The sequence below is a fragment of the Pedobacter miscanthi genome (assembly GCF_032678605.1).
Taxonomy (GTDB): Bacteria; Bacteroidota; Bacteroidia; order Sphingobacteriales; family Sphingobacteriaceae; genus Pedobacter; species Pedobacter miscanthi_A.
This window is the reverse complement of the sequence record NZ_JAVTSU010000004.1, coordinates 1-22,814: the sequence shown is the minus strand read 5'-3', so window position 1 is coordinate 22,814 and position 22,814 is coordinate 1. Positions and strand designations below refer to the sequence as shown.

18 protein-coding genes and 1 tRNA gene are annotated in these 22,814 nt (G+C 38.1%); 11 read left to right on the top strand and 8 right to left on the bottom strand.

Features of this window, described 5'->3' with window-relative positions; genetic code table 11:
- Positions 1–164: 164 nt before the first annotated feature.
- The 4 genes from R2R28_RS07240 to R2R28_RS07225 form a co-directional block, all read right to left on the bottom strand.
- Complete coding sequence (locus R2R28_RS07240; protein WP_316825023.1) at positions 165–2,978, bottom strand: glycosyl hydrolase family 95 catalytic domain-containing protein; 2,814 nt, start codon at positions 2,976–2,978, stop codon at positions 165–167.
- Between the two features lies 1 nt (position 2,979).
- Positions 2,980–4,557, bottom strand: coding sequence for a glycoside hydrolase family 28 protein (locus R2R28_RS07235; protein WP_316825022.1), 1,578 nt, complete (start codon positions 4,555–4,557; stop codon positions 2,980–2,982).
- A gap of 523 nt (positions 4,558–5,080) precedes the next feature.
- Positions 5,081–6,634 (bottom strand): MGH1-like glycoside hydrolase domain-containing protein, encoded by a 1,554-nt coding sequence (locus R2R28_RS07230; RefSeq protein ID WP_316825021.1) that lies wholly within the window; start codon positions 6,632–6,634, stop codon positions 5,081–5,083.
- Positions 6,634–9,300: a hypothetical protein gene (locus tag R2R28_RS07225; RefSeq protein WP_316825020.1), complete on the bottom strand. Its 2,667-nt coding sequence runs from the start codon at positions 9,298–9,300 to the stop codon at positions 6,634–6,636. Before R2R28_RS07225 ends, R2R28_RS07230 begins: the two co-directional genes overlap by 1 nt.
- Before the next feature lie 335 nt (positions 9,301–9,635).
- Between R2R28_RS07225 and R2R28_RS07220 the strand changes: the two genes are divergently transcribed.
- From R2R28_RS07220 to R2R28_RS07200, 5 genes are all read left to right on the top strand, one after another.
- Positions 9,636–10,400: an SDR family oxidoreductase gene (locus tag R2R28_RS07220; protein WP_316825019.1), complete on the top strand. Its 765-nt coding sequence runs from the start codon at positions 9,636–9,638 to the stop codon at positions 10,398–10,400.
- A 24-nt stretch (positions 10,401–10,424) separates the two neighbouring features.
- Positions 10,425–11,279, top strand: coding sequence for a fumarylacetoacetate hydrolase family protein (locus R2R28_RS07215; RefSeq protein ID WP_316825018.1), 855 nt, complete (start codon positions 10,425–10,427; stop codon positions 11,277–11,279).
- A 1-nt stretch (position 11,280) separates the two neighbouring features.
- Positions 11,281–11,610: an L-rhamnose mutarotase gene (locus R2R28_RS07210; RefSeq protein WP_316825017.1), complete on the top strand. Its 330-nt coding sequence runs from the start codon at positions 11,281–11,283 to the stop codon at positions 11,608–11,610.
- Between the two features lie 9 nt (positions 11,611–11,619).
- Complete coding sequence (locus R2R28_RS07205; protein WP_316825016.1) at positions 11,620–12,441, top strand: amidohydrolase family protein; 822 nt, start codon at positions 11,620–11,622, stop codon at positions 12,439–12,441.
- A 226-nt stretch (positions 12,442–12,667) separates the two neighbouring features.
- Positions 12,668–13,837, top strand: a complete 1,170-nt coding sequence (locus tag R2R28_RS07200; protein ID WP_316825015.1) for an alpha-hydroxy acid oxidase — start codon at positions 12,668–12,670, stop codon at positions 13,835–13,837.
- Positions 13,838–13,916: 79 nt separating this feature from the next.
- On the opposite strand, the gene R2R28_RS07195 is transcribed toward R2R28_RS07200, so the two are convergent.
- On the bottom strand, positions 13,917–15,086 hold the full coding sequence (locus R2R28_RS07195; protein WP_316825014.1) for an aldose epimerase family protein: 1,170 nt from the start codon (positions 15,084–15,086) through the stop codon (positions 13,917–13,919).
- A 192-nt stretch (positions 15,087–15,278) separates the two neighbouring features.
- Here R2R28_RS07195 and R2R28_RS07190 point away from each other — a divergent pair, with 192 nt between their 5' ends.
- The 4 genes from R2R28_RS07190 (at position 15,279) to R2R28_RS07175 (ending at position 19,044) form a co-directional block, all read left to right on the top strand.
- A complete protein-coding gene (locus R2R28_RS07190) occupies positions 15,279–15,950 on the top strand; it encodes an HAD family phosphatase (protein WP_316825013.1) in 672 nt (223 codons plus the stop codon).
- A 1-nt stretch (position 15,951) separates the two neighbouring features.
- A complete protein-coding gene (locus R2R28_RS07185) occupies positions 15,952–16,650 on the top strand; it encodes an NUDIX hydrolase (RefSeq protein WP_316825012.1) in 699 nt (232 codons plus the stop codon).
- 191 nt (positions 16,651–16,841) lie between these two features.
- A tRNA-Lys gene (locus R2R28_RS07180) sits at positions 16,842–16,914 on the top strand.
- 447 nt (positions 16,915–17,361) lie between these two features.
- Positions 17,362–19,044: a hypothetical protein gene (locus R2R28_RS07175; RefSeq protein ID WP_316825011.1), complete on the top strand. Its 1,683-nt coding sequence runs from the start codon at positions 17,362–17,364 to the stop codon at positions 19,042–19,044.
- Positions 19,045–19,320: 276 nt separating this feature from the next.
- Here R2R28_RS07175 and R2R28_RS07170 read toward each other — a convergent pair whose 3' ends face one another.
- Together R2R28_RS07170 and R2R28_RS07165 are read right to left on the bottom strand one after the other, a co-directional pair.
- Positions 19,321–20,016 (bottom strand): DUF92 domain-containing protein, encoded by a 696-nt coding sequence (locus tag R2R28_RS07170; RefSeq protein ID WP_316825010.1) that lies wholly within the window; start codon positions 20,014–20,016, stop codon positions 19,321–19,323.
- A 159-nt stretch (positions 20,017–20,175) separates the two neighbouring features.
- Positions 20,176–20,454, bottom strand: coding sequence for a nuclear transport factor 2 family protein (locus R2R28_RS07165; protein ID WP_316825009.1), 279 nt, complete (start codon positions 20,452–20,454; stop codon positions 20,176–20,178).
- A 284-nt stretch (positions 20,455–20,738) separates the two neighbouring features.
- Here R2R28_RS07165 and R2R28_RS07160 point away from each other — a divergent pair, with 284 nt between their 5' ends.
- Together R2R28_RS07160 and R2R28_RS07155 are read left to right on the top strand one after the other, a co-directional pair.
- Entirely contained in the window at positions 20,739–21,593 is an 855-nt protein-coding gene (locus R2R28_RS07160) for a hypothetical protein (RefSeq protein ID WP_316825008.1), read from the top strand.
- Between the two features lie 220 nt (positions 21,594–21,813).
- On the top strand, positions 21,814–22,395 hold the full coding sequence (locus R2R28_RS07155) for a hypothetical protein (protein WP_316825007.1): 582 nt from the start codon (positions 21,814–21,816) through the stop codon (positions 22,393–22,395).
- A gap of 188 nt (positions 22,396–22,583) precedes the next feature.
- On the opposite strand, the gene R2R28_RS07150 is transcribed toward R2R28_RS07155, so the two are convergent.
- Positions 22,584–22,814: OsmC family protein (locus R2R28_RS07150; RefSeq protein ID WP_410479161.1), on the bottom strand; the 231-nt coding region annotated here is incomplete at its 5' end.

The following is a 22,814-nucleotide window of genomic DNA, read 5'->3' as shown; positions in this document are numbered from 1 at the left end:
TGTCTTCACAGACCTCATGATGTTCAAAAGTATCGATAAAAAAAACAAATAATTTCTTCCGAAGTTTGATAAGGCAGTGGGCGGGCAAGCTTCGGAAGTCTTAAACCATTGTATTAATGACGAAATCTTGCTTCGCTGATTCCTATTAAATTTTGTTAGTGGATTCATTGCGTTTTCAAATCTTCGTTTAGTTTATAACTTTCGCCGGCTTTAGTTTCAAAACTTATACTGTTGTTTTTATAATGGACTTTACAGTTTCCACCGGTTTTTGATTTAACTGTGAGTGATGTTAATTTTCCATTTGCCCAGGTTAAATCCAATTCAAATCCACCACGTGCCCGTAATCCTTTAATCCTTCCATCGGGAATAGCGTTTGGCAATGCGGGTAAAATATCAATATAGCCCTGGTGGCTTTGCACCATCATTTCGGCAATTCCAGCTGCACCGCCAAAGTTTCCGTCAATCTGGAATGGTGGATGTGCATCAAAAAGATTAACATAAGAGCCAGCCCCGTTATTGGCCGGTTTCATTAACATTTTTACCAGCTTCATCGCATGATCGCCATCTTTAAACCTTGCCCAGAAATTAATTTTCCAGGCTAAACTCCAGCCCGTAGCATCATCACCACGATATAATAAAGACTGTTTTGCCGCCTGCATCATCTTTTCATTGCTATCCCAGGTAATATCGTTCCCCGGATAAACACCCCACAAATGGGAAACATGGCGGTGTTTATTGGTGGTATCGTCTTTATCTTCCAGCCATTCCTGTAACTGTCCGTATTTGCCAATTTGATTAGGTGCCATTTGTTTAACCTTTTCTATTAACGATTTCCGGAAATCTTCATCTACATGCAGTACCTCAGTTGCTGCAATGCAATTTTTAAAAAGCGACCGGATAATCTGGTGATCCATCGTTGGGCCAGCTACTAAACCACCATTTTCTGGCGAATTGGAAGGTGTACTGATCAACCAACCCGTTTTTGGATCTTTCACTAAAAAATCTTCAAAAAACATAGCAGCCTGTTTCATTAAAGGATAAGCTTCGGTTTCCAGAAATTTGCGATCTTGACTAAATTGATAATGTTCCCACAAATGCTGACTTAACCAGCCGCCCCCGCTCACCCAAATACCATGGTTGGAAGCATTAATGGGTGCTGTACCATTCCATAAATCGGTATTATGGTGCAAAACCCAGCCACGGGCATTATAATATGCTTTTGCCGTTTCGGCACCCGTTTTAGATAAACCTTCAATTTTCCTGAACAAAGGATCATTTAAAGGAGATAAATTTAGGATTTCAGTGGGCCAGTAATTCATTTCGAGGTTAATGTTTGTGGTGTATTTGCTTCCCCATGGCGGTGTAAGCAAATCATTCCAAATCCCCTGTAAATTAGCAGGCTGTGTACCCGGGCGGGAGCTGGAGATTAACAAATACCGTCCATATTGAACATAGAGTGCTGCAAAAGCCGGATCATTTGCCGTTGCAAATTTCGTTAGCCTTTCATCTGTAGGCAGGTTTTCGTTATCCGATTGACCTAAATCAATACTAAAAGTGTTATAGTAACTTTGGTATTCCTTAATATGGCGCTGTTTGATTTCAGCATAAGTTTTGCCTTTTAATCCGTTTAATGCTTTAATATTGGCCGTTGCCGGATTTCCTGAAACATCCTGTGCATTGATAAAATTGGTGCCGCCTGTTAAATAAAGGGTTACTTCATCAGCACGATTAATGCTGATTTTACCATTAATTACCTTCACCGATCCATTTTTAATTAAAGCTGTTAACCTGCTTTCTCCCTTAATTGCACCATCTTTTACCTGAATCGTTAAAGCAATTACATTACTGGCCAGAGTTTTAACCAGCGATTTCCGGTGAACACTTGAAAGTTCGGCATCAAAACTAATAGATGCTTTTTTATCAGCACTTAAATGGATTACTATGGCCTGATTGGGCTGACTTGCAAAATACTCTCGCTGATAGTTTACACCGTTTAAAGTATAGTTTGTTTTTGCAACGGCTGTGTTGAGATCTAAAGATCTTTTGTAATTGGAAACAATGGATTTGGTTTGCCTGAAGTATAAATTTAAATCGCCAAAGGGTTGATAACTAGCCTGGTATTGCGGAACAGCAGGTGGATCTTCATCCTGGATTTTGTATTTCCATTCTTTAACCAGCGAAATCCCCTGATCTACATTGGTTCCAGCAGGATAAATGCCTATTTTTTTTGTGGTATCCTTATAACCCGCCAATCCGCCTTTATCGAAATAATTGAGCACCTGGATGGCAATTACATTTTTACCTTTTTTAATCAATTTTGATGGAATGGTATATTTTCTGGGTTCGGCATTATCGGTATTCCCAACCAACTGTCCGTTAATGTAAGTAAAATCCTGATCGCGGATCCGGTTTAGATCAAGCGTAAAATCTTTTCCCAGCCAGTTTTCTGGTACTTCGAATGTTGTTCTAAACCAAACTGCCCCATCTAAATTGGCAAGACCAACGGCTTCCCAACCTTCATAAGATGGTACTTTTATGCTTTTCCAAAGTTTATCGTCAAAATTGCTTAACGCTGGATTTCCCTGAATACCTTTGCCTGACTTCATTTCGTTTACCCACACCTTTCGGTCGCCTGAGCTGCTTTGCAGTCCCATAAACTGTTCCTGAGCCAAAGCTTCGGCCTCTTTTTGCTTTCCTTCAAAAAGCAGTTTTCTGATTTCGGGAAGGTATTTGTAAGCGCCTTTTCGGTTGTAATCCCTTGGCTTACCTGTCCATACCGTTTCTTCGTTAAACTGGATGTGATCGACAGCCGTTCCGGCAAAAATCATGGCACCTAGTCTGCCATTTCCAATGGGTAAGGCATCTGTCCACTTTTCGGCAGGTTTAGTATACCACAAAGTATGGTTATTTTCCTGTGCATAGCTAAACTGGGCAACAAGGCTTAAAAACGAAATAACCAATAAAAATTTAAACCACATATTATTGTCCTTTATCGCCTGAAATAATTTCAATATCAGCTTTTACTTCTTTTTCTTTTTTCACAGCTTCCTTCATTCTTCTAAAGTTATTGTTTCCTAAGAAAATATTGTTGGTTTCTATCCCGCTTAATTTTAGATAGGTAACTGTTTCCTTTACCGGAAAAGCATTGTATAAAAACAAATCGGATACGTTTGTGAGATCAACCACTGCTGCATTGGCCAATGGTTTATTGTTTTTTAATCCATCGATGATTAAATTATTCACTTTTGAAGCTTTTAACGACGAACCTAACGTTGTATTCACCATTACATTGTGAAACTCGATGTTATTGGAATTATTGATTGTAAAACCTGTTTTGGCCTCCATATTAATATCGTTAAAAGTAATATTGCTGATAGGCATTTCTTCCAGTCCGTTTAAATAACCAGCCTGGTTAACCTCACCCGTAATGTTACTGAAATGGATATTCCTAAAAATGGGTGTACGTTCAGAAACGGGTTCTGTATTCGTTTTTGCGTATTGCATGTCCAGCACAATGGCTTGTTCTTTAATGTTTTTCATGATGATGTTGCTCACCCTGATTTCTTCAACCACACCGCCCCTGCCACGGGCTGTTTTGATACGGATGCCCCGGTCTGTTCCATCGAAAATACAGTTGGAAATGGCTATTTTGCGTACATCTCCTGACATTTCGCTGCCGATGACCACCCCGCCATGACCAGATAACATGGTACAATTGGTAATTACATAGTTTTGTGCTGGTATGGCCATTTTTCTTCCCGGTGCATCCTTTCCTGATTTAATGGTAATGCAATCATCTCCTACGCTAATGTGGCAATCTGAAATGTGTACATTTTTACAGGATTCGGGATTGATACCATCGGTATTTGGTGAATGCGGGTTATTGATGGTTACCGCATGAACCTTTACATTTTCGCAGAACTCTGGGTTTATTGTCCAGAAAGGCGAATTGCGGATGGTAATTCCGTCAATTAATACGTTTTTGCAAAACATGGTTTGTATAAAAGGCGGACGAAGGAATCCCCTTTTCATTTGTTTAGGATCGTCGGGTAGAATAATATCTTTATTCAAACCATCAAAAGTAGTTTGCCATTTCGTGCGTGATTGGCCTTCTTTATAATCTTCTACAAAATCCCACCATTTTTTACCATGGCCATCAATAATTCCACGACCAATAATTGAAATGTTTTCTGCTTTATAGGCATAAAATAATGGCGAAAAACTGGTTACATCAACACCTTCGTAACGGCTTTTTACCATAGGCAAATAATCATCAAAATTATCGCTAAAATGCAGTTCGGCACCGGCATCAATTAAAAGGGTAATGTTGCTTTTTAAATGTATGGCACCTGTTAAATATTTTCCAGCAGGAAAGTAAATGGTACCACCTCCTGTTTTTGATGCAGCTTCTATCGCATTTTTAATGGCCGTAGTGGCCAGTTTACTGCTGTCGTTTTTTGCGCCGTATTTAATTACATTGTAATAAGATTGAGCTTTGACGGTTAAGCAATTGCTTATTGTAATTATAAAAAATAAGGTTTTGAAAATATATTTCATTGTTTTTTTGTTATAGTTCGGTTCGTGGAGACACGAACCGAGGCATTTGATTTATTCGTAAATTCTCGTCCTCGTTCGTAACGAGAATAAGTGAGATCAGCGATTTTATCGTTTTTTTTATCTCCTTGGTTCGTGTCTCCACGAGGCATTAAACGTTGAGCGAATTCCGATTTTTCATCGGGTCGGAACAATCTTTCTAATTGTTCTATTTAAAAGATTGCTTCACTCCTCACATGTCCCAACGCTTCCGTTCGCAATGACGGATTATTTTTGCAGTTTATATCTTGCCTTGGTTCGTCTCTCCACGAACCATTAAACGTTGAGCGAGTTCCGATTTTTCATCGGGTCGGAACAATCTTTCTAATTGTTCTATTTAAAAGATTGCTTCACTCCTCACACGTCCCAACGCTTCCGTTCGCAATGACGGATTATTTTTGTAGTTTATATCTTGCCTTGGTTCGTGTCTCCACGAACCATTAAACGTTGATATCTGTCTGTAAGAACACAGACCGAGGCTCCTAACTTAATCCATCTTAACCTGCAACGGCCTTAAATCCTTGCCTTTATAAATCTCCTTGCCATTTATAAAAATCAATATTCCTTTGCCTCGATTGTATTTTTTGCCCGTTTTGTCCCATAAAACCGTCAAAATTTTATCGTGATATGATACTTGATCCAGTATAAACCAATCCCATTGATTTTTAGGGATTAAAGGGTAAAGTTCTAAAACATTATCCTGACGCGGTTTTAAGCCAATCAGATCATTGATGATCAGATCATTAAAAGTAGAATGATTATAAAAACTGCTCCGTGGATTATCTCCTTTTAACCATTCTCCGGTTTTTTCATCCTGATATTCACCAAGATATGGTTTTCCGTTTTTGATATGCGAAGCCGCGAATTGGTGGAGTTCCTGATAAAAAACTTCAGGTTTCATTTTGCCATGTTTTTTATAATTGGTGAGCAGGTTTGCCAATCCTTTTAAAGTTTGTGAGCTGGCAAAAGGCCACAGTGCGCCATCCCATTCGCAGCTATGCCCTGTTCCTCTGGTTCTGAATGTTGGGTTTCTCCTTTCGGCCGTGGTTAAACCCCAGGGCGCTTTAAATCCGGCAGTATCAAGTAACTGATCCCATGCCTTTGCATAATTGGCATTATCATCAGGTAAATTGAAATCCCATGGCGTAAAACCAATGGCTTCTCTAACATCAGACGAACCACCTTTGGCTTTCCTGGTTTCGAAGAATGAAGATGATGCATTCCATAAACTGTCCTGAACGAGTTTTTTTAATACAGTTGCCTTGTTTTTGTATTTTTCGGCTAATACTCCTTCTCCTAAAAGCGTCGATATTTTTTCCAATGCGATTGCATTGCCATACATGTAACTGTTTATGGTTGGACGCTGGTTTTGGTCTTTTCTGGAGCCACTGATCGATTCTTCCATCCCATCTTTCACATCATTTTGCCAGAATAAACCGTTTTTAAGTTGCCGTTCTGATTCCCATTTGCTATAATCTTTATCTAAAGCAGGCAAAATTTCCCTTAAAAATCCCTGATCAGGTTTTACCAGGTAATTTTGGTAAACGGCATCATCAACCCAACTGCTAAACTGATGAAAACGCTGTTTCGTTTGACCAATATCGGCTTTGTAAAGCCAGAATTTAATATAATCTTTCAGATAGCTATTGTCTTTCAGCCACCTGCCTTCGTAAATATGGTGACCTAAAGCACAACTAATAGAATTGTATTTTCCAGCATGTTTAACCGGTTCTATAAATTCAGTAAAGATGAAACCGTCTGGGGTTTTAACCAAATGTTTACGGTAGGTCCACCAGCGGTAATAATAATTTTGCTCCAATACAGAATCGGGGCACTCAAACAAAGGAACCTGATCAGCAAGCCATTTAAATGCCTCACTATTTGGTATATAATTCTTAACAGCTTCAGTATCTGTTGAATTAAAATATTCGACGTATTTCTTCAGTTTTTCTGTTCCCAGAATAGATTTTTGCTGCGTATAGCCAGTCATTATCAATATAGACAAGGTTGCTGTAGCGATAAATTTTCTTGTATTTCTCATTATTCGAATAACCAATCTATATCTTTTCCCCTGCCATCTAAACCAGCGTTAAAAATGCGCAGTTCCTGTTTATCATCAATAAAGCCCAATATCAGGCAAGCACCTTTCCCTAAATTTAAAGTATGCGTTCCGGCCTGAAATGAGTAAGCATGTACATTAACCGGCGGAAAACCGTTGAGTACCAAAGCATTTGATATTTTAATTTCCGACTGGCCATAATTATTGGCGCTTGCATCAGTTTCTAATTGCGGCGCGGCCAAATATTCAGCATTTTTCTGGTTAAAAAAGCCAACCAGTAACTTTACGGGTATATTGGTGCTGAACTTAATTTCTGTGCCTGTTTTGAGTTGTTCTGCTTTGCTAAATTTAATTCCTTTTAAGCCTGTTAACTGAGCTGCAACTTCTTTAATGTAAGCAGTAGTATCTGCAAAAACAGCTACATCTTTAGCAATCACATAATTTTCAGTTTTGTTCAATAATTTTACATCAGCAGCCTTGTAAGGTATAATGGTAGTAACTGATCCATTTTTTACTGATTTTAAAGAATCGATACTTCTTTTAAATTGATCAAGTTCTTTGGTAAAAACAGGCAACATCTCCCGCCAGTGAATAAAGGTTTTATCTACACCCCGCATCGGTATTTTACGTTGTTTGGTTTGCATACTATTGGCATACAAATAATTATGATTGGTTAGCTTAACCAATGCGGCATAATGATCTACACTTTTTTGAAGGAAAGGCAGTGCCTGCTCCAGATCGCTTACCTGGTTCGAATATTTATACCTCAATATCCAAAGTGCAGCTTTAACCTTTTCTGCATAAAAATTGGCCATGGCATCGTAACAATAGATATCGTTTTTTAACCGCCTAAATTCTGCTGTATCTTTTTTTACATCAGTTGCAGCTGTATTAATCGACTGTATGGCCTTTTTACCATGGTCAACTACTTCTTTTGCCACCTGAACTGGCGTTTCTCCAATGTGCCCCTGCTTCTTCCATTCTTTTTCTGCATAATCAATAATCATTTCACCTTCAGGCGCTTCCGATTCGTACAGTAAAGTAAAAAGTCCGTAGCGGTAAGGATTAATCAATTGCGTCATCAACATGCCAAGGGTTAAGGTTTGCCTGTTTCCGTCGGTAATGCCGTACCTGCGTAAAAGCTTGGGCGATATCTCACCTGATTCTTCATAGGCATTCAAAATCGCTTTACCATTCGTTAAATTAGTTCCGTATTTAACAGCAAGTTCCTTACCCCAATAGTCGATTTCTTTTGTGCGGTCGCGTTGCGAATTCCATGAATATCTTGCCCATTCTTTGTACCAGATCCAATCTCGGTCTACTTCCAACAATCTTCCTTTTACTTCATCTGCCGAATAAGGCCAGTCCCAGTAACTTGCCTGTGGATATAAATGCAGGCCTTTTGCGCCATAAATTTTATTCATAGCCTGTACCGATTTCTGGATAAAATCAGCTGAACCATACCTAAAAGGCTCCAGATTAGCCAAAATATGTACATTAGAAATATTTACGGTACCAATAGCAGCCAGTTTTCTGTTTAAATCAGCCCAGGCCCCACGTGGTGTGTAAGTGGTTAAGGCCTCGCCATTAAATTTATTTTCTGTATACAGGTTTTTATAAAGCGGTAAAGCAGCTTTCATTACGCTGGGCGCATCGGTATCGTGCGCACGCAATACAATGGGTGGTTCCTCTTTTATTCCAGCAGCTTTTAATCCATCTTTCACTCCAGGAATAATGGTTTTGGTAAACCAGTCTATATCATCCTGACCAACGCCTTCCATCGCTTCACCCAAAGCCACCATTAAACCCACATTTGGATATTTTTCTACAAATGCAGCGATTGATTTTCGCGTATAATCAGCAATTATGGGAATAATCGGCCGGTTTCTGTCCTGCGTTTTTAAGCCATGTTTATCGGCAAAAGGCTTCGGGATAATGATATTGTAAAACATCTGTATTACCCAGATGCCACGTTTATCGGCCTCTTTTGTTAAAAACTTGAAAATTTCCTCATTCTTTTTTAAAGTGGCCTCATCTACCTCAACCGCATAGGAATAATCTTTAAGCCTTAATAAAGAAGAAAACGGATGCCCGTTCCATAAATAAAGCGAGTTATAACGGTTCTCGACCATCATATCAAGGTACTTGATCCACAAAGCCTTATCGTAAAGCCATGGAAAAGTTTCGGGTGTGTAAGGATATTCGTAAACATCATGCCCCGGCAGGTAATCTGGTTTTTGCAGGCCTATACAAGTACCACGCAACACCATTTCAGGTTGATCAGAAATGGCCAGTTGCGCAGGCAGCTTCTTAGTGCTGTTAATTTGACCGGCCAGTTCAATACATCCATATAAAGCACCTGAGGCATCGTTTCCGATTATATATATTGTTCCAGCTTTTGTAGTATAAATATGAAAACCTTCTTTTTTAGCGGTCGAAAGTTTATTTTTAATTTCGAAAGGAAGATTATTGATGAAAAGCCTGTCAGAAAATATACCTACAGCAATAACATTATTTAAAGAACCTATTTTGTCTTTCTGTTCAATTTTAGTCTGATAATTTAATCCAGATAAGGCCTTCGAAATCCTTTCTGCACCAAACCTTACCCTGGCGTTATTCTCGCTAGAGATTACGATAGTTTTTTGCAATCGGATAGCGGCATTGGAAAATGGTATGGATATAAAAAGGCAGGAAATAAAAGTCAGAAAATTTCTCATTCAATTAGGCGCTAACAACTTTCCTTTTCGGCAAAGTTGTATATGATATTTGGTTAAATATTATTTAAATATAAAAATAATATTCAAATATAAGTAAATTAGCTTTGTGTGTTTGTAAAATTTATGCAAGGTAAGTCACCCTGTATCTTCCTGGCCATGTATGACAATATCTGTTAATATTTAGACAAGAAGATAAAATTTTTAACCAACAATATTTATTTTATTTGTATTCATATTCTAATCAATTATAATTTATAACCATATACATGTTTTCACTAAAAAACAAAAAAGCCGTGGTTACAGGAGGAGGAAGTGGCATTGGAAAAGCCATTGCAACCATTTTGGCTAAACAAGGCGCTGAAGTCCACATTATCGAACTGGGAACTGAGCAGGCACAAAGCACTATAGATGAAATAAAGGAAAACGGCGGATCGGCATTTAGTTATGGCTGTGATGTTTCCGATCATAAGGCTGTTCATGACGTTTTTAATCAGATCGGGCAGATTAATATTCTGATCAATAATGCAGGTATTGCGCATATTGGTAAGGCTGATACCACAGAAGAAGCTGATTTTGACCGTGTAATGCGTGTAAATGTTAAAGGGGTATATAATTGTCTACATGCGGCCATTCCACAAATCCGTTTGGCTGGTGGCGGTGTAATCATCAATATGGCTTCTATTGCGGCTTTAATCGGCCTGCCTGATCGTTTTGTTTACAGTGCCGCAAAAGGTGCCGTAAAAGCCATTACCATGAGTGTGGCTAAAGATTATATTGGCGAAAACATCAGGTGTAATTCGATTTCGCCTGCCAGGGTACATACTCCTTTTGTAGACGGCTTTCTACAGAAAAATTATCCGGATAACATTCCTGAAATGTTCGAAAAGCTTTCTAAAACACAACCCATCGGCCGTATGGCTAAACCGGAAGAAATTGGGGCACTGGCTTTATACCTTTGCAGCGATGAAGCTTCTTTTATTACGGGTTGCGATTACCCAATCGATGGTGGATTTACTACCTTGAATAATTAATAACACAATTTTAAATACATTATAATGAAATTAATAAGATTTGGCGAAGCCGGAGCTGAAAAACCAGGAGTGATTATAAACGATAATTATTTTGATGTTTCTGCATTGGTAAAAGATTATAACGAAGAGTTTTTTGGTGGCGATGGTCTGGAAAAGTTAAAAGCAGCAATAGATTCTGCTGATTTACCACAGGTTGATAAAGGCGTACGCTTAGGGCCTGCATTAGCGCGCCCTTCTAAAATCATCTGTGTGGGCTTAAACTATAAAGACCATGCTGCAGAAACCAACGCTCCTATCCCATCAGAGCCGATTTTGTTTTTTAAAGCTACTTCAGCGATAGTTGGACCAAATGACGACCTGATTATTCCGAAAAACAGTAAAAAAACCGATTGGGAAGTAGAATTGGGTATTGTTATTGGTAAAAAAGCAAGTTATGTTGCTGAAGAAAATGCTTTAGACCATATTGCAGGTTATGTTTTGCATAACGATTATAGCGAACGTGAATTCCAGATTGAAAGAAACGGACAATGGGTAAAAGGAAAAAGCTGCGATACCTTCGCGCCTATCGGGCCATTTATTGCTACGCAGGATGAAATTGAAGATGTACACAGCCTGCGCCTTTGGTTAACCGTAAACGGAAAAACCATGCAGGATGGAAATACATCGAACCTGATTTTTAATGTGCCGTTTATGATTGCTTACATCAGTCAGTTTATGACGCTTTTACCTGGCGATGTAATTACAACAGGAACGCCAGCGGGTGTTGGATTAGGCCAGAAACCTGAACCGTGGTATTTAAAAGCAGGCGATGTGGTAGAATTAGGGATTGATGGTTTAGGAACCAGTAAACAAACCGTTAAAGCATACAGCGAAAATTAAGATGAGAAGATACTGTTTAACACTCGATCTTGTAAATGATGAAAAGCTTATAGAAGAGTATAAGCAGTATCATCAATCGGTTTGGCCGGAGATTAAAGAAAGTATATCTTCTTCAGGAATTGAAAACCTTGAAATATATCTACTTGGTAACCGGTTGTTTATGATTATGGAGGTGAATAAAAACTTTTCTTTTGAAGAAAAGGGAAAATCTGATCTGGCCAATCCGAAAGTACAGGAATGGGAAACTTTGATGTGGAAATTCCAACAGGCACTGCCAGGTTCGAAACCAGGTGAAAAATGGATTTTAATGGACCAGATTTTTAAACTTTAAATACATTTTATGGTTGATACGCACGTACATTTTTGGAATTTTGATCCGGTTAGAGATAGCTGGATCAATGAAGATATGAAGATAATCAGGCAGGATTTTCACCCGAAAGATCTGTTACCTACGTATGATGGTCTTCAGATCACGGGGTGTATTGCAGTACAAGCCAGTCAGTCGGAAGAAGAAAATCATTTCCTTTTAAATCTGGCCGATCAAAATGAAATGATTAAAGGTATTGTGGGTTGGGTAGATTTGCTTGATACAAACTTAAACGAGCGACTAACCTATTGGAGCCAGTTTAAAAAGATTAAAGGCTGGCGACACATCCTTCAAGCAGAAAATGCCAATTTTATCCTGAATGACAAGTTTATAACGGGCATTAAGCTGTTAAAAAAACACCATTATACTTACGATTTATTGTGCTACCACAATCAATTGCCTGATATTATCAAAATGGTTGATCAGATTCCCGATCAACCATTTGTGCTCGATCATTGCGGAAAACCGGATGTTAAAAATCAGGATTTAACTGCGTGGTCTGCAAATATTAAAACATTGGCTTCAAACCCGAATGTAAGCTGTAAAGTATCAGGTTTACTCGCAGAAGCAGACTGGAAAAACTGGACTGAAAAGGAATTATTCAATTGTTTTGATGTCGTTTTTAAACATTTTGGTGCTGAAAGAATGATGTATGGCAGCGATTGGCCGGTAATGCTCCTCAGCAGGCCTTACGAAGAATGGTTTAATTTAGTTTATAAGTACACCGAGCAATTTTCTGCAGCTGAAAGGAAATTAATTTTCACTGATAATGCAACAGCGTTTTACGGAGTTTAACAACATAATTTTGACCTATTTATCATCCCGGATGCAATGAAGAATCTTTTTGATGGTGATTTATTTGAAAAGGATTCTTCACTGCGTTCAGAATGACACATCAAAACCCTATGCAAAAATCCTTTAACTAGAATTAAAAACAGCAGATAGAGCAGGATGGAAAATATAATATAAAATATTAGTTTTCGCTTTTTGAAATAGAATCTGACCAATACAATATTTAAATATGAGTAAAAAGATTACATTCCCTTACAATCCTCAATTCCCTTCAGTAGCCGACTTGAGAAAAAAGGCAAAATCAAGGATTCCTAAATTTGCTTTTGACTACCTGGAGGGTGGTTGTAATGAAGGACTTAATTTATCGAGAAACGAGAGCGACTTCGACAATATTTACCTTAAACCAAATTACTTACGTGTTGGTGGAGATATTGACATGTCGGTTGAATTATTTGGTCGTCGTTACAGTGCTCCATTTGGGGTATCTCCGATTGGATTGCAAGGTTTGATGTGGCCTAATGCACCCGAAATTTTAGCTAAGGCTGCCGCTAAAGCTGATATTCCTTATACGTTAAGCACTGTATCCACCAGTAGTATCGAACGAATTGCAGAAGTATCTGAAGGAAAAGCATGGTTTCAACTGTACCACCCTACTGAGAATAGCTTGAGAGATGATATCTTAAATCGCTTAAAAGCTGTTGAATGTCCGGTATTAGTGGTTTTGGTAGATGTTCCTGCATTTGGCTTACGATATAAAGAAATTAAGAGTGGCTTATCTATTCCACCAAAAATGTCAATCAATAATATCTTGCAGGCTTTTGCCCGTCCGCTATGGGGAATTAAAACCCTGCAACATGGAATTCCATCATTTGCTACTTTAAAGCCCTATATGGAAAAAGGAATGGACATGTCGCAACTGGGGCAATTCATGAACAAAACATTTACCGGTAAGGTTGATATTGAAAAGGTTTCTGCCATTCGTGATCTTTGGAAAGGACCTTTAGTGCTGAAGGGAATCGCGACTGATGAAGATATGCAGGCTGCTATCCAAATTGGCGCTGATGGTGTGATTGTTTCCAATCATGGTGGCAGACAAATTGATGCAGGCGAATCTTCAATCAATTCACTAATCAAATTGGCGAACAATCCACTATACAAATCAAAATTGAAGATCATGTTAGATGGTGGCATTCGTTCAGGCGTTGATTTAGCAAGAGCACATGCCGTTGGATCTGAATTCAACTTTATGGGCCGGCCTTTTATGTATGGAGTTGGTGCTTTAGATAATGAAGGAGGCGACCATACCATCAATATGTTTAAAACTCATTTATACCAGATTATGCAACAATTAACCATTGAGAAAATCACACAATTTCCTGATCGGTTATTAAACCCTTAAAGAAGGATTTGCAAGTAGAATAAACAAAAAAAGCAAGACTTCGAGTCTTGCTTTTTTTGTTTCAAATTTATAAATGACCTTAGTCAATTTTCTTAACTACTGGTGTTTTCAAAAACTTGTACGTTGTACTTGTTTTATAAGTTTCGCCTGGTTTAAGCACTGTAGAAGCAAAATTTGCATGATTTGGCGCATCAGGAAAATGTTGTGTTTCTAAGCAAAAAGCTGAACGGTGAGGATATGATTTTCCACCTTTACCATCCTTATCTACACCTGTTAAAAAATTACCGCTGTAAAACTGTATTCCTGGTTCTGTGGTATAAACCTCTAAGCTAATTCCGGTAACCGGACTTTTAACCACTGCTACCGGTGTTTTACCATCGTGGTGTGTTAAAACAAAATTATGGTCGTAACCTTTACCGAATTTTAATTGCTGATTATTTTCCGCGATCGATTTTCCGATTGTTTTAGCTTTGTTGAAATCGAAAGCTGTTCCTGCTACAGGTTGCAATTTACCCGTTGGAATAAGCGTAGAATCTACCGGTGTGTAGGCATTTGCGTCAATCGTCAATTCGTGATCTAAAATCGTTTCATTGCCCTCGCCATTTAAGTTGAAATAAGCATGATTGGTTAAATTCACAACAGTAGTTTTATCAGTTGTCGCTAAATAATCAATTTGTAAGGCATTATCGTCCGTTAAAGTGTAAGTTACTTTAACATCCAGTTTACCAGGATATCCTGCTTCGCCGTCGCTTGAAACATAACTCAGCTCCAATTTTTGTCCATCTAATTGTTTAGCATCCCAAACTTTAGAGAAAAAACCGTCTGTACCACCATGTAAGGTATTAACACCATCGTTAAGTTGTAAAGTATATTCTTTCCCTTCGAGGGTAAATTTACCTTTACCAATACGGTTTCCGTATCTGCCAATTAACGCTCCAAAAAATGGCTCACCTTTTTTACGATAAGCACCCACACTATCGTAACCTAAAACCACATCGGTTAACTTATTATTTTTATCAGGCACCAAAAGCGAAACCACCCTCCCACCATAATTAGTAATAGAAACAGAAGCACCTTGTTTGTTTTTTAAAGTATAAAGTTTAACACTTTTTCCATCAATGGTTGCTGAATACTTTAGTGAATCGGTTTGTCCCGCTACTGCTTTTTTTGATGCTGTATTACATGAACTAAAAGCAATAGAAAAGCACAATGTGGCAATGGGCAACACGTTAAAGAATATTTTTTTCATCTGGTTAAAATTTGAAGAGAAAACAACGTTTTACAAAGTGGCGAAAACGGTATTGGCTCTGGTTTAATCTATTTTTGGTTAAGGCTAAAGTAGTAAAAATAATTAACGTTATATTAACGATTATAATTATTGTTAAGGTAATATTAACGATGATTCTCAACAGTAAAAAAAATCACATAATTTAGCAGCTGTATGTACGATTTAAATTTCAGGCCAAAGGCCTTTCTTTTTGATTTAAACGGCACCATGATCGATGATATGGAATACCATACTTTGGCCTGGTACGCCATCATGACGGAAGATTTAGGCGCTAAGCTCGATTATGAAACTGTAAAGCAGGAAATGTACGGTAAAAATCACGAGGTTTTAACCCGTGTTTTTGGCATAGATAGATTTACGGCTGAAGAAATTGAAAGGCTTTCGATCGACAAAGAAAAACGTTATCAGCAAGGTTATATGCCTCATCTGGCTTTAATTGATGGATTAGATCTGTTTTTAGCGCGTTCGAAAAAAGCAAATATCAAAATGGCAATCGGATCTGCTGCCATACCTTTTAATATCGATTTCGTGGTTGACGGACTTAAAATCCGCCATTATATGGATGCTATTGTAAGTGCTGACGACGTGGTGGCCAGCAAACCAGATCCTGAAACTTTTTTAAAGGCAGCAGCGGCACTAAGCGTTACAACTGCCAATTGTATTGTTTTTGAAGATGCGCCAAAAGGTGTAGAATCAGCGCTTAATGCTGGAATGCCTTGCATTGTACTCACTACCACACACACCATCGAAGAATTTGAAGTGTATCCGAACATCTTGGGCTATATTAAAGATTATCACGATACCAAACTAAATACGCTATTTTAACATGGGAAAATATTTAAATCAAAAACCTGTTCTTGTTGCAGTTGACTGCATTATTTTTGGCTATGATGGCGAACAGCTAAAACTTTTAGTGATTAAAAGGGCCATAGAGCCTGTTCAGGATACCTGGAGTTTAATGGGCGGATTTATTGGAGAGCAAGAAGACCTCGACGAAGCAGCGAAAAGAATTTTATTGGAACTAACAGGTCTGCACGATGTTTACCTGGAGCAATTACACGCTTATGGGCGCCCTGACCGTGACCCTATTGAGCGTACCGTTTCTGTTGTGTATTTTGCTTTAATTGACATTAATAAATACAGCAAACAGATCAATGATCAATACCATGCAGAGTGGTTTAAGCTAAAAGAAGTACCTAAGTTAATTTTCGACCATAATACAATGGTTAACGCAGCAATGGATAAAATCCGTTATCAGGCAGCCCTGCACCCGGTTTTATTCGAACTTTTACCAAAAAGATTTACCATACCACAGTTGCAGGCCCTGTACGAACAGGTGTACGATTCGCCAATTGATAACCGGAACTTTATCCGTAAGATTACCGCAAGCGGATTGCTGATTAAACAAACGGATAAGGATAAGTCAAGCTCGAGAAGAGGCGCTTTCTATTTTAAACTCGATAGAAACAAACATAAGGCACAGTTCCAATCTTTTTTAAATTTTATTCCGAAAACAAGTAAATAAAGACCATTTTGTGGAATGGCTATTCGATTTAAAATTTATTTTAAAATAATTTTTAGTCCTACAAAATTTAGAATCAGTTAGTTAGAAACACTAATTTTAATTACCACTAAAAACATCAAAAACATTTTTTAAAAATGTTTGCAAGAAAAGGATAAATCCCTATATTTGCACCTCCTTAAACAAAAGGAAATGATTCCGTAGCTCAGCTGGTAGAGCATTACACTTTTAATGTAGTGGTCCTGGGTTCGAATCCCAGCGGGATCACGAAAAGCCTCACAGAAATGTGTGGCTTTTTGCATTTAAAGCCAGTCTGCCCTGCTGCGTGTTCAGAATATCATTCTTTAAAGAAAAAGCAACGGAAAATTATACAGTTACTAATTCCGCTGTACCAAGGCTACCTTAAGTTTTTATTACTTATTGGAGAGTAACTGAAAATCTGCAAAGCAGAAAACCTGACATCCTCCTATTAAACTGAGCTACAGTAATTTTAGCGAAATAAAAATAACTTAATATCATAAAAAAATACCGATATGTAGGTATTTTTTATTACCGAAAGAGACCTAATTTAGGAATATTATTTATACCGGATAAAATATAAAAAACTCACTCTCAACTAAAATAGCAGTTTGTGTATTCCATTATTTCAATGGTAAGGTCAGCCGGCAAAAACATAAATCATTTTTTTTCTCATAATCTAACAAACGACTCGCTATGAAAATCTATTTAATCCTGCCAATTATTCTTCTGTCCGTTTCGGGCTATGCTCAAAAAATAGATTCGGCTGCCAAAGCTGATCTAAAAGGCCTTTCGGATAAATTCATTCCCATTAAAAAAGACTATGACAAACAACTTAATGACCTAAAAGTAAAAAAAGATGAGTTAGGTATTAATACAACAGATTTAGCTTTTAATGATTTGCAAAAACAAATTCACAACGCTAAGGTTACCAAAATAAGATTGGACTCCGTATATAAAATTGCAGAAAACTATAAAGCTTTCTATGGTAACAAGGGGATAAAAACAGATAGTTTAAATAAATATTTCCCGCACCAAATTGAGATTGACAGCGAGGTTGGCTTAACCTTAAAAAAGAATGATAGTAAGACCTATTTCTACTTCGGTGAAAAAATGGTGATACAGGAAAATGATTCCATTTTTAACAATAAAACGGTAAATTCAATTTTTATGAATACCCTTTCAAGGGATAGTAAAACCTATCTGGGTGATTTTATCATTCCGCAGAAAGACCAGCAAATTAAAGTTTATCATGGTAACAACCATGCTGAAACTGATGAGATAGTTAAGTTTAAGGAAATAAAAATACATTTACGGGAAGGTGCAATTGATGATTTAAAAATAATGGTGCTCGACGAGGACAACAACGAAATGCTTTTTGAAAACCGTACCCCAATTAGTATCCTACAATATACATCAATAGCTCCAAAAAATTATATATTCTTTAAAACTGCAATTTCCAAAAACAAGAACATTCCATTAATAAATAACTATTTTCAAGATCACAATATTAATCTTGCAGATGTTATCAATTATATTCCCAATCCGGGTGAAAATTATGTTCCTGAGGATCTTGTGTTGAATTTTCCAACCGATTCCGGCGGTAAACCTTTAAATCTAAATAACGCAGTAAAATATAAAATAGAACAAAACAATGCCCTTCAAAACGTAGTAGAATTGAGAACTTACACCGATTTTTTAGGGCTTTTTGGGGATACACCAAATGGAATCGTTCAATTAGAGGGCAAAGCTGATTTCTATATCTCCCCATTTAATATTCCAAATACATCCATTTACCTGTTTAAAAAAGTAACTCCATATGTCAATTTTTCAAAACTTGATCAAAAAACCAGGAACATAGCCCTGCAGGAATCGACGCCATCTTCTTTCACTTTTAAAACGCCTTTGGATATTTTACAGAAATCATATCTTCAAATGGGTTTCAACTTAAGTTTGTTTTCATTTAAGTTCAAGAAAGAATTCCCTTTTGAGATAAATTTTTACGGTGCTACACAATATCAGATCACAGATGTAATGAAAACTGATAGTATCGGACAAAATTATAAAACAATGGGCTTCGGTGGTGGAATAAACCTGGAATTTAAACGTTACAATAATTTTGGATTTATTTATTCCTCTCAGTTTACAAGGTATAATGTAAATGGTTTTAATACCCTATCCGGGGTTTTGAATGCAGGTAATTTCTGGGTTTTTAAAAATGAAGCAGAAATTTATTATTATCCGGGGACAACAAAACAACAAAGTATTTTTTTAAGACTGAAAACCTTTAATGATATTACAAAGAGTAATAATGATGCTTTTTACCAGTTACAACTTGGCTACAGTTTTTCTATTGGCGGTGGAAAGGTGACGAGATAAATAGCAGCAGAAAATTTTCTGCCTGATACTTCTCGTAGTCACTCTAATAACTTGATGGTCTTATACAAAGGATGTGTGTTGCTTTTGGATTATTGCAGGGAAGAATCAGGCAAATAATGCCGGTATTTAGAAAAATAGAGGTGCCGGTATAAGTCAAATAAAGTTGCAAAGGGCTTGTGTAAAAATTATAAGATCAATTGCAGCTTTATCCATCAGATCGTAAAAAAAACATCGATGTGAAAGACCTTACAATGGCATGTATTTGAATTTCTTTATCTAAAGAAAATAAACCTCAAGTACAACCATCACCGCCGCTGCCGTTAAAGTATTTAAAAAATTGACCACATCATTCCCGATTATCCCTTTGCGCTCCAGCACCGCTCCCAATACAGAATCAGTTAGGTTACCCAAGGTACCTGCAAGTACGATAAAGTAAAAGATGATGTTCCATCCCTGGCCTAGCACATAAAGACCAGCAATAACGCAGCTACCAGCAATCCCAATCACTGTGCCTTCCAAGCTGATTACTCCGTCCATTCCACATCGGTCAGACCTGAAGGTTATTATATTGAAAAATCGTCTTCCATAAACCATGCCCAGTTCCGAAGACAGGGTATCTGCTGTGGCTGAGGCAAAAGCTGCCGCCATGGCTGGCAACATCAGATAATCAAATTGCGGATAAATAATGATTATTATACCTGCCATTGCCGGAGCCCCAGCATTGGCCAGCACCTGAATAGCGTTACGGCCTTTTTTCGCTTCTTCCCTTACAGCAAAAGCCTGTTTTTTATGCCGCTGCCAGGAAGTTGAAGCAGAACCCAGGATAAAAAATGTAGTCATCATCAAAAGGCCCAAATAACCAGCAGCAATAAAAATAACCAACGCCAGTATCCCACCGGTGGAAGCGGCCATAATGGTCAGCTTTTTTGCCAGAATGCTGTAGGCCATACCTGAAATAATGATAATAGGCATAAAGATGCCGCTATTGAACATACCACAAATATATCTGAATTATATTTGTGCGAAAAGCTTATGTAAAATATTTACACCGTAAATGGCTCTCTTTTCGGGATAACAAAGCCACGCAATGCAGCCATTTTATTATTCTCGAACCGCCAAACATCACAATAGTCATATTTTTACCCATACCCCATTCTTTTCTTTTAACTCAATCTCCCCCACGGCAATAACAAATTCACCTTCAGCGATCAAATCTTTTACATTAAATTTTGGCGGCTCAATATAGGTTTTAGCCAAATACTGGCGAACAGACTGTTTACCAGTTATGGTTTGGTCGCCAACAAATTCCCAATTGGTATCGTCTGTACATAGTTCGAGAAATCCCTCATGATTACCGGCACTTATAGCTGCATTACCCTGGAGTAATGTTGATTTATTTTTTTCCGACATTTTATTTTCCTGTATGTGTTCCGATCAATTAATAACCGGCATCCCTGGCGGATGGTTTTCAATAAATTATAAAAGAAGTTACGATCACGCTTGCACCGACATCCTTTTTAGAACAAAAGATACAATAGAAGAGACGGGCCTTTAATTACACACCAAAAACAATAAAATAAATCTTGATTTCTCACCCGGCAAAGTCTGGTTCCATCGCAAAAAAAATACAGAACCACTCCCTCAAACAAATTTCTCTTTCCGCTGTTTGATAGGAAATCTGATTACCTACTCAAATGAACGAAAAATACATCCCTGCAGGCCATGCATCAGCATCAAGCATTTTAACTACCCTGGCCATCGGCATAGCGGCCTCACTTATTTTCCCATTATTTTACATTATCCTCTGCCAGCTCATCCCTAACATCTGGTTTATTGCCATTCTTGCCTTTTTACTGGGGATGCTACTTGGATTGATGATCAATACGGGAGTCAGGATAGGCAGGATCCGGAATCTTAACGCTGCATTAATCATTGCCGCGGTTTGTGGTCTGCTTGCATTCTATGTACAATGGGTGTTTTTTGATGCAGTGATGTACAGCAGGCGAGGTTTTACATTTAACCTGAATTCGGCTGATATAAAGCAACTTACCGCGGATATGGCATTCCTGTTTATTCATCCGGGAATACTTTTCAAAGAGATTGCTTCGCTGAACGAAATCGGTACATTCCGCATTCAGGGCAGCGACAATATTTCAGGTATCCTGTTATGGATCATCTGGCTGGGCGAATTTGCGGTGATCGTTGGCGGTACACTTGTGGTTGTTGGCACAGGTCAGGTTAAAATCCCTTATTCGGAATTGAACGATCGTTGGATGGAGCCGCGTAAACCAGCCCTGCTTATCCCCTACGTTACCGACAGGGATCAGCTGGCAAGCCAGCTTCGTAGCCGCAACTTCGATGTGCTCAAAAACAATCCTGAGGTGCTTAGGGACCCTCAATATGCCGAGGTAGTTATTCATGAATCGTTGGGCGATCCCACAAAATATGTTAGTGTGGTAAATGTTACTGCACCCACGGGCAGGAACAAACAGCCAAAGAAAAAGAGGGTAATCTCCCATTTTCCTCTCGAGAACAATCCAGGCGTTTAATGATCTGAGTATGTTAAATTTAACTGTTGGAACTATCTGCACAGCAGAATCAATCAAATATTTATTGAATGGTTGCTGTTTATGAATGGTGATTTACGGCAATTTTTATCTCTTTACTACTGTTTTTTACACGATATGATCTTTTCTATCCGGTTTTAACTTAAGTTAAAAACCGTAACCAGAATATCAATGATCTTTGGATATAAAAAAACATCAGGTTATGATATCAACAAATCAATTCAATTCCGGTCAGGCGGCTGAAACTGCCAGGTCATTACAGAAATTATACTTTTTACGTGCTGCATTTTCCATTATCTGGGCTGTTCTTGTAATAGCTTTAGCGAAAAACAATACAGCTTTTGCAACGGTTCTTTTTATTATTTATCCTGCCTGGGATGTCGTGGCAACTTATTTCGATATCCGGGCAAATCCCGCTACCGTAAATAAAACACCTCAGTATGTAAATGCGGTAATTAGTGTACTCACTACGTTTGGTGTGGTGCTGGCTTTGCAAAACGGGATTCCGCAAACAATTATTGTTTTTGGCGCCTGGGCGATATTAACAGGGCTTATTCAGCTGGTTTTAGGTTTGCGCAGACGTAAGCAATTTGGGGGCCAATGGTCAATGATAATTAGTGGCGGGCAATCCATGCTGGCTGGAGGGGTATTTATTGCGATGGCACATGGCCCTAATCAGGGTATTACAAGTTTGGCAGGTTATGCTCTTTTCGGTGCGTTTTACTTCCTGTTAACTGCATTCAAGCTATTTAAAACCATTAAAGCTACTTCGGTAAGTCTTTAAACATTTCTAAAATGATACTTCGGGAGGAGTATCATTTTAACCTCCCATTTAAAAATAAAATAACTGTCTTGCTATTAAAATCTGTTAATAGTTGTTGATAGAATCCAAAAAAGGTTCGATACAGATCCCATAAAAAAGCGGCGACAATTACATTGCCACCGCTAAAATACGCTACTCAAATATTGGGTTTATAGATAACTTACCGTTAATTCGATCTGAATACCTGCAAGTGCTTTTGAGATAATACAATTTTCTTTAGCAAGAAAGGCTTCCTTTTTAAAGGCTTCTTCCGAGATGCCATCGATTTGGCTGGCCTGAAGTTCAAGATCTATGCGGTCGATGCCTCCTTTTGCCATATCTAATGTTACTATTGCATTTGTATTTAACTCTCCGGGTACAAATCCCTGTTGAGATAAAGC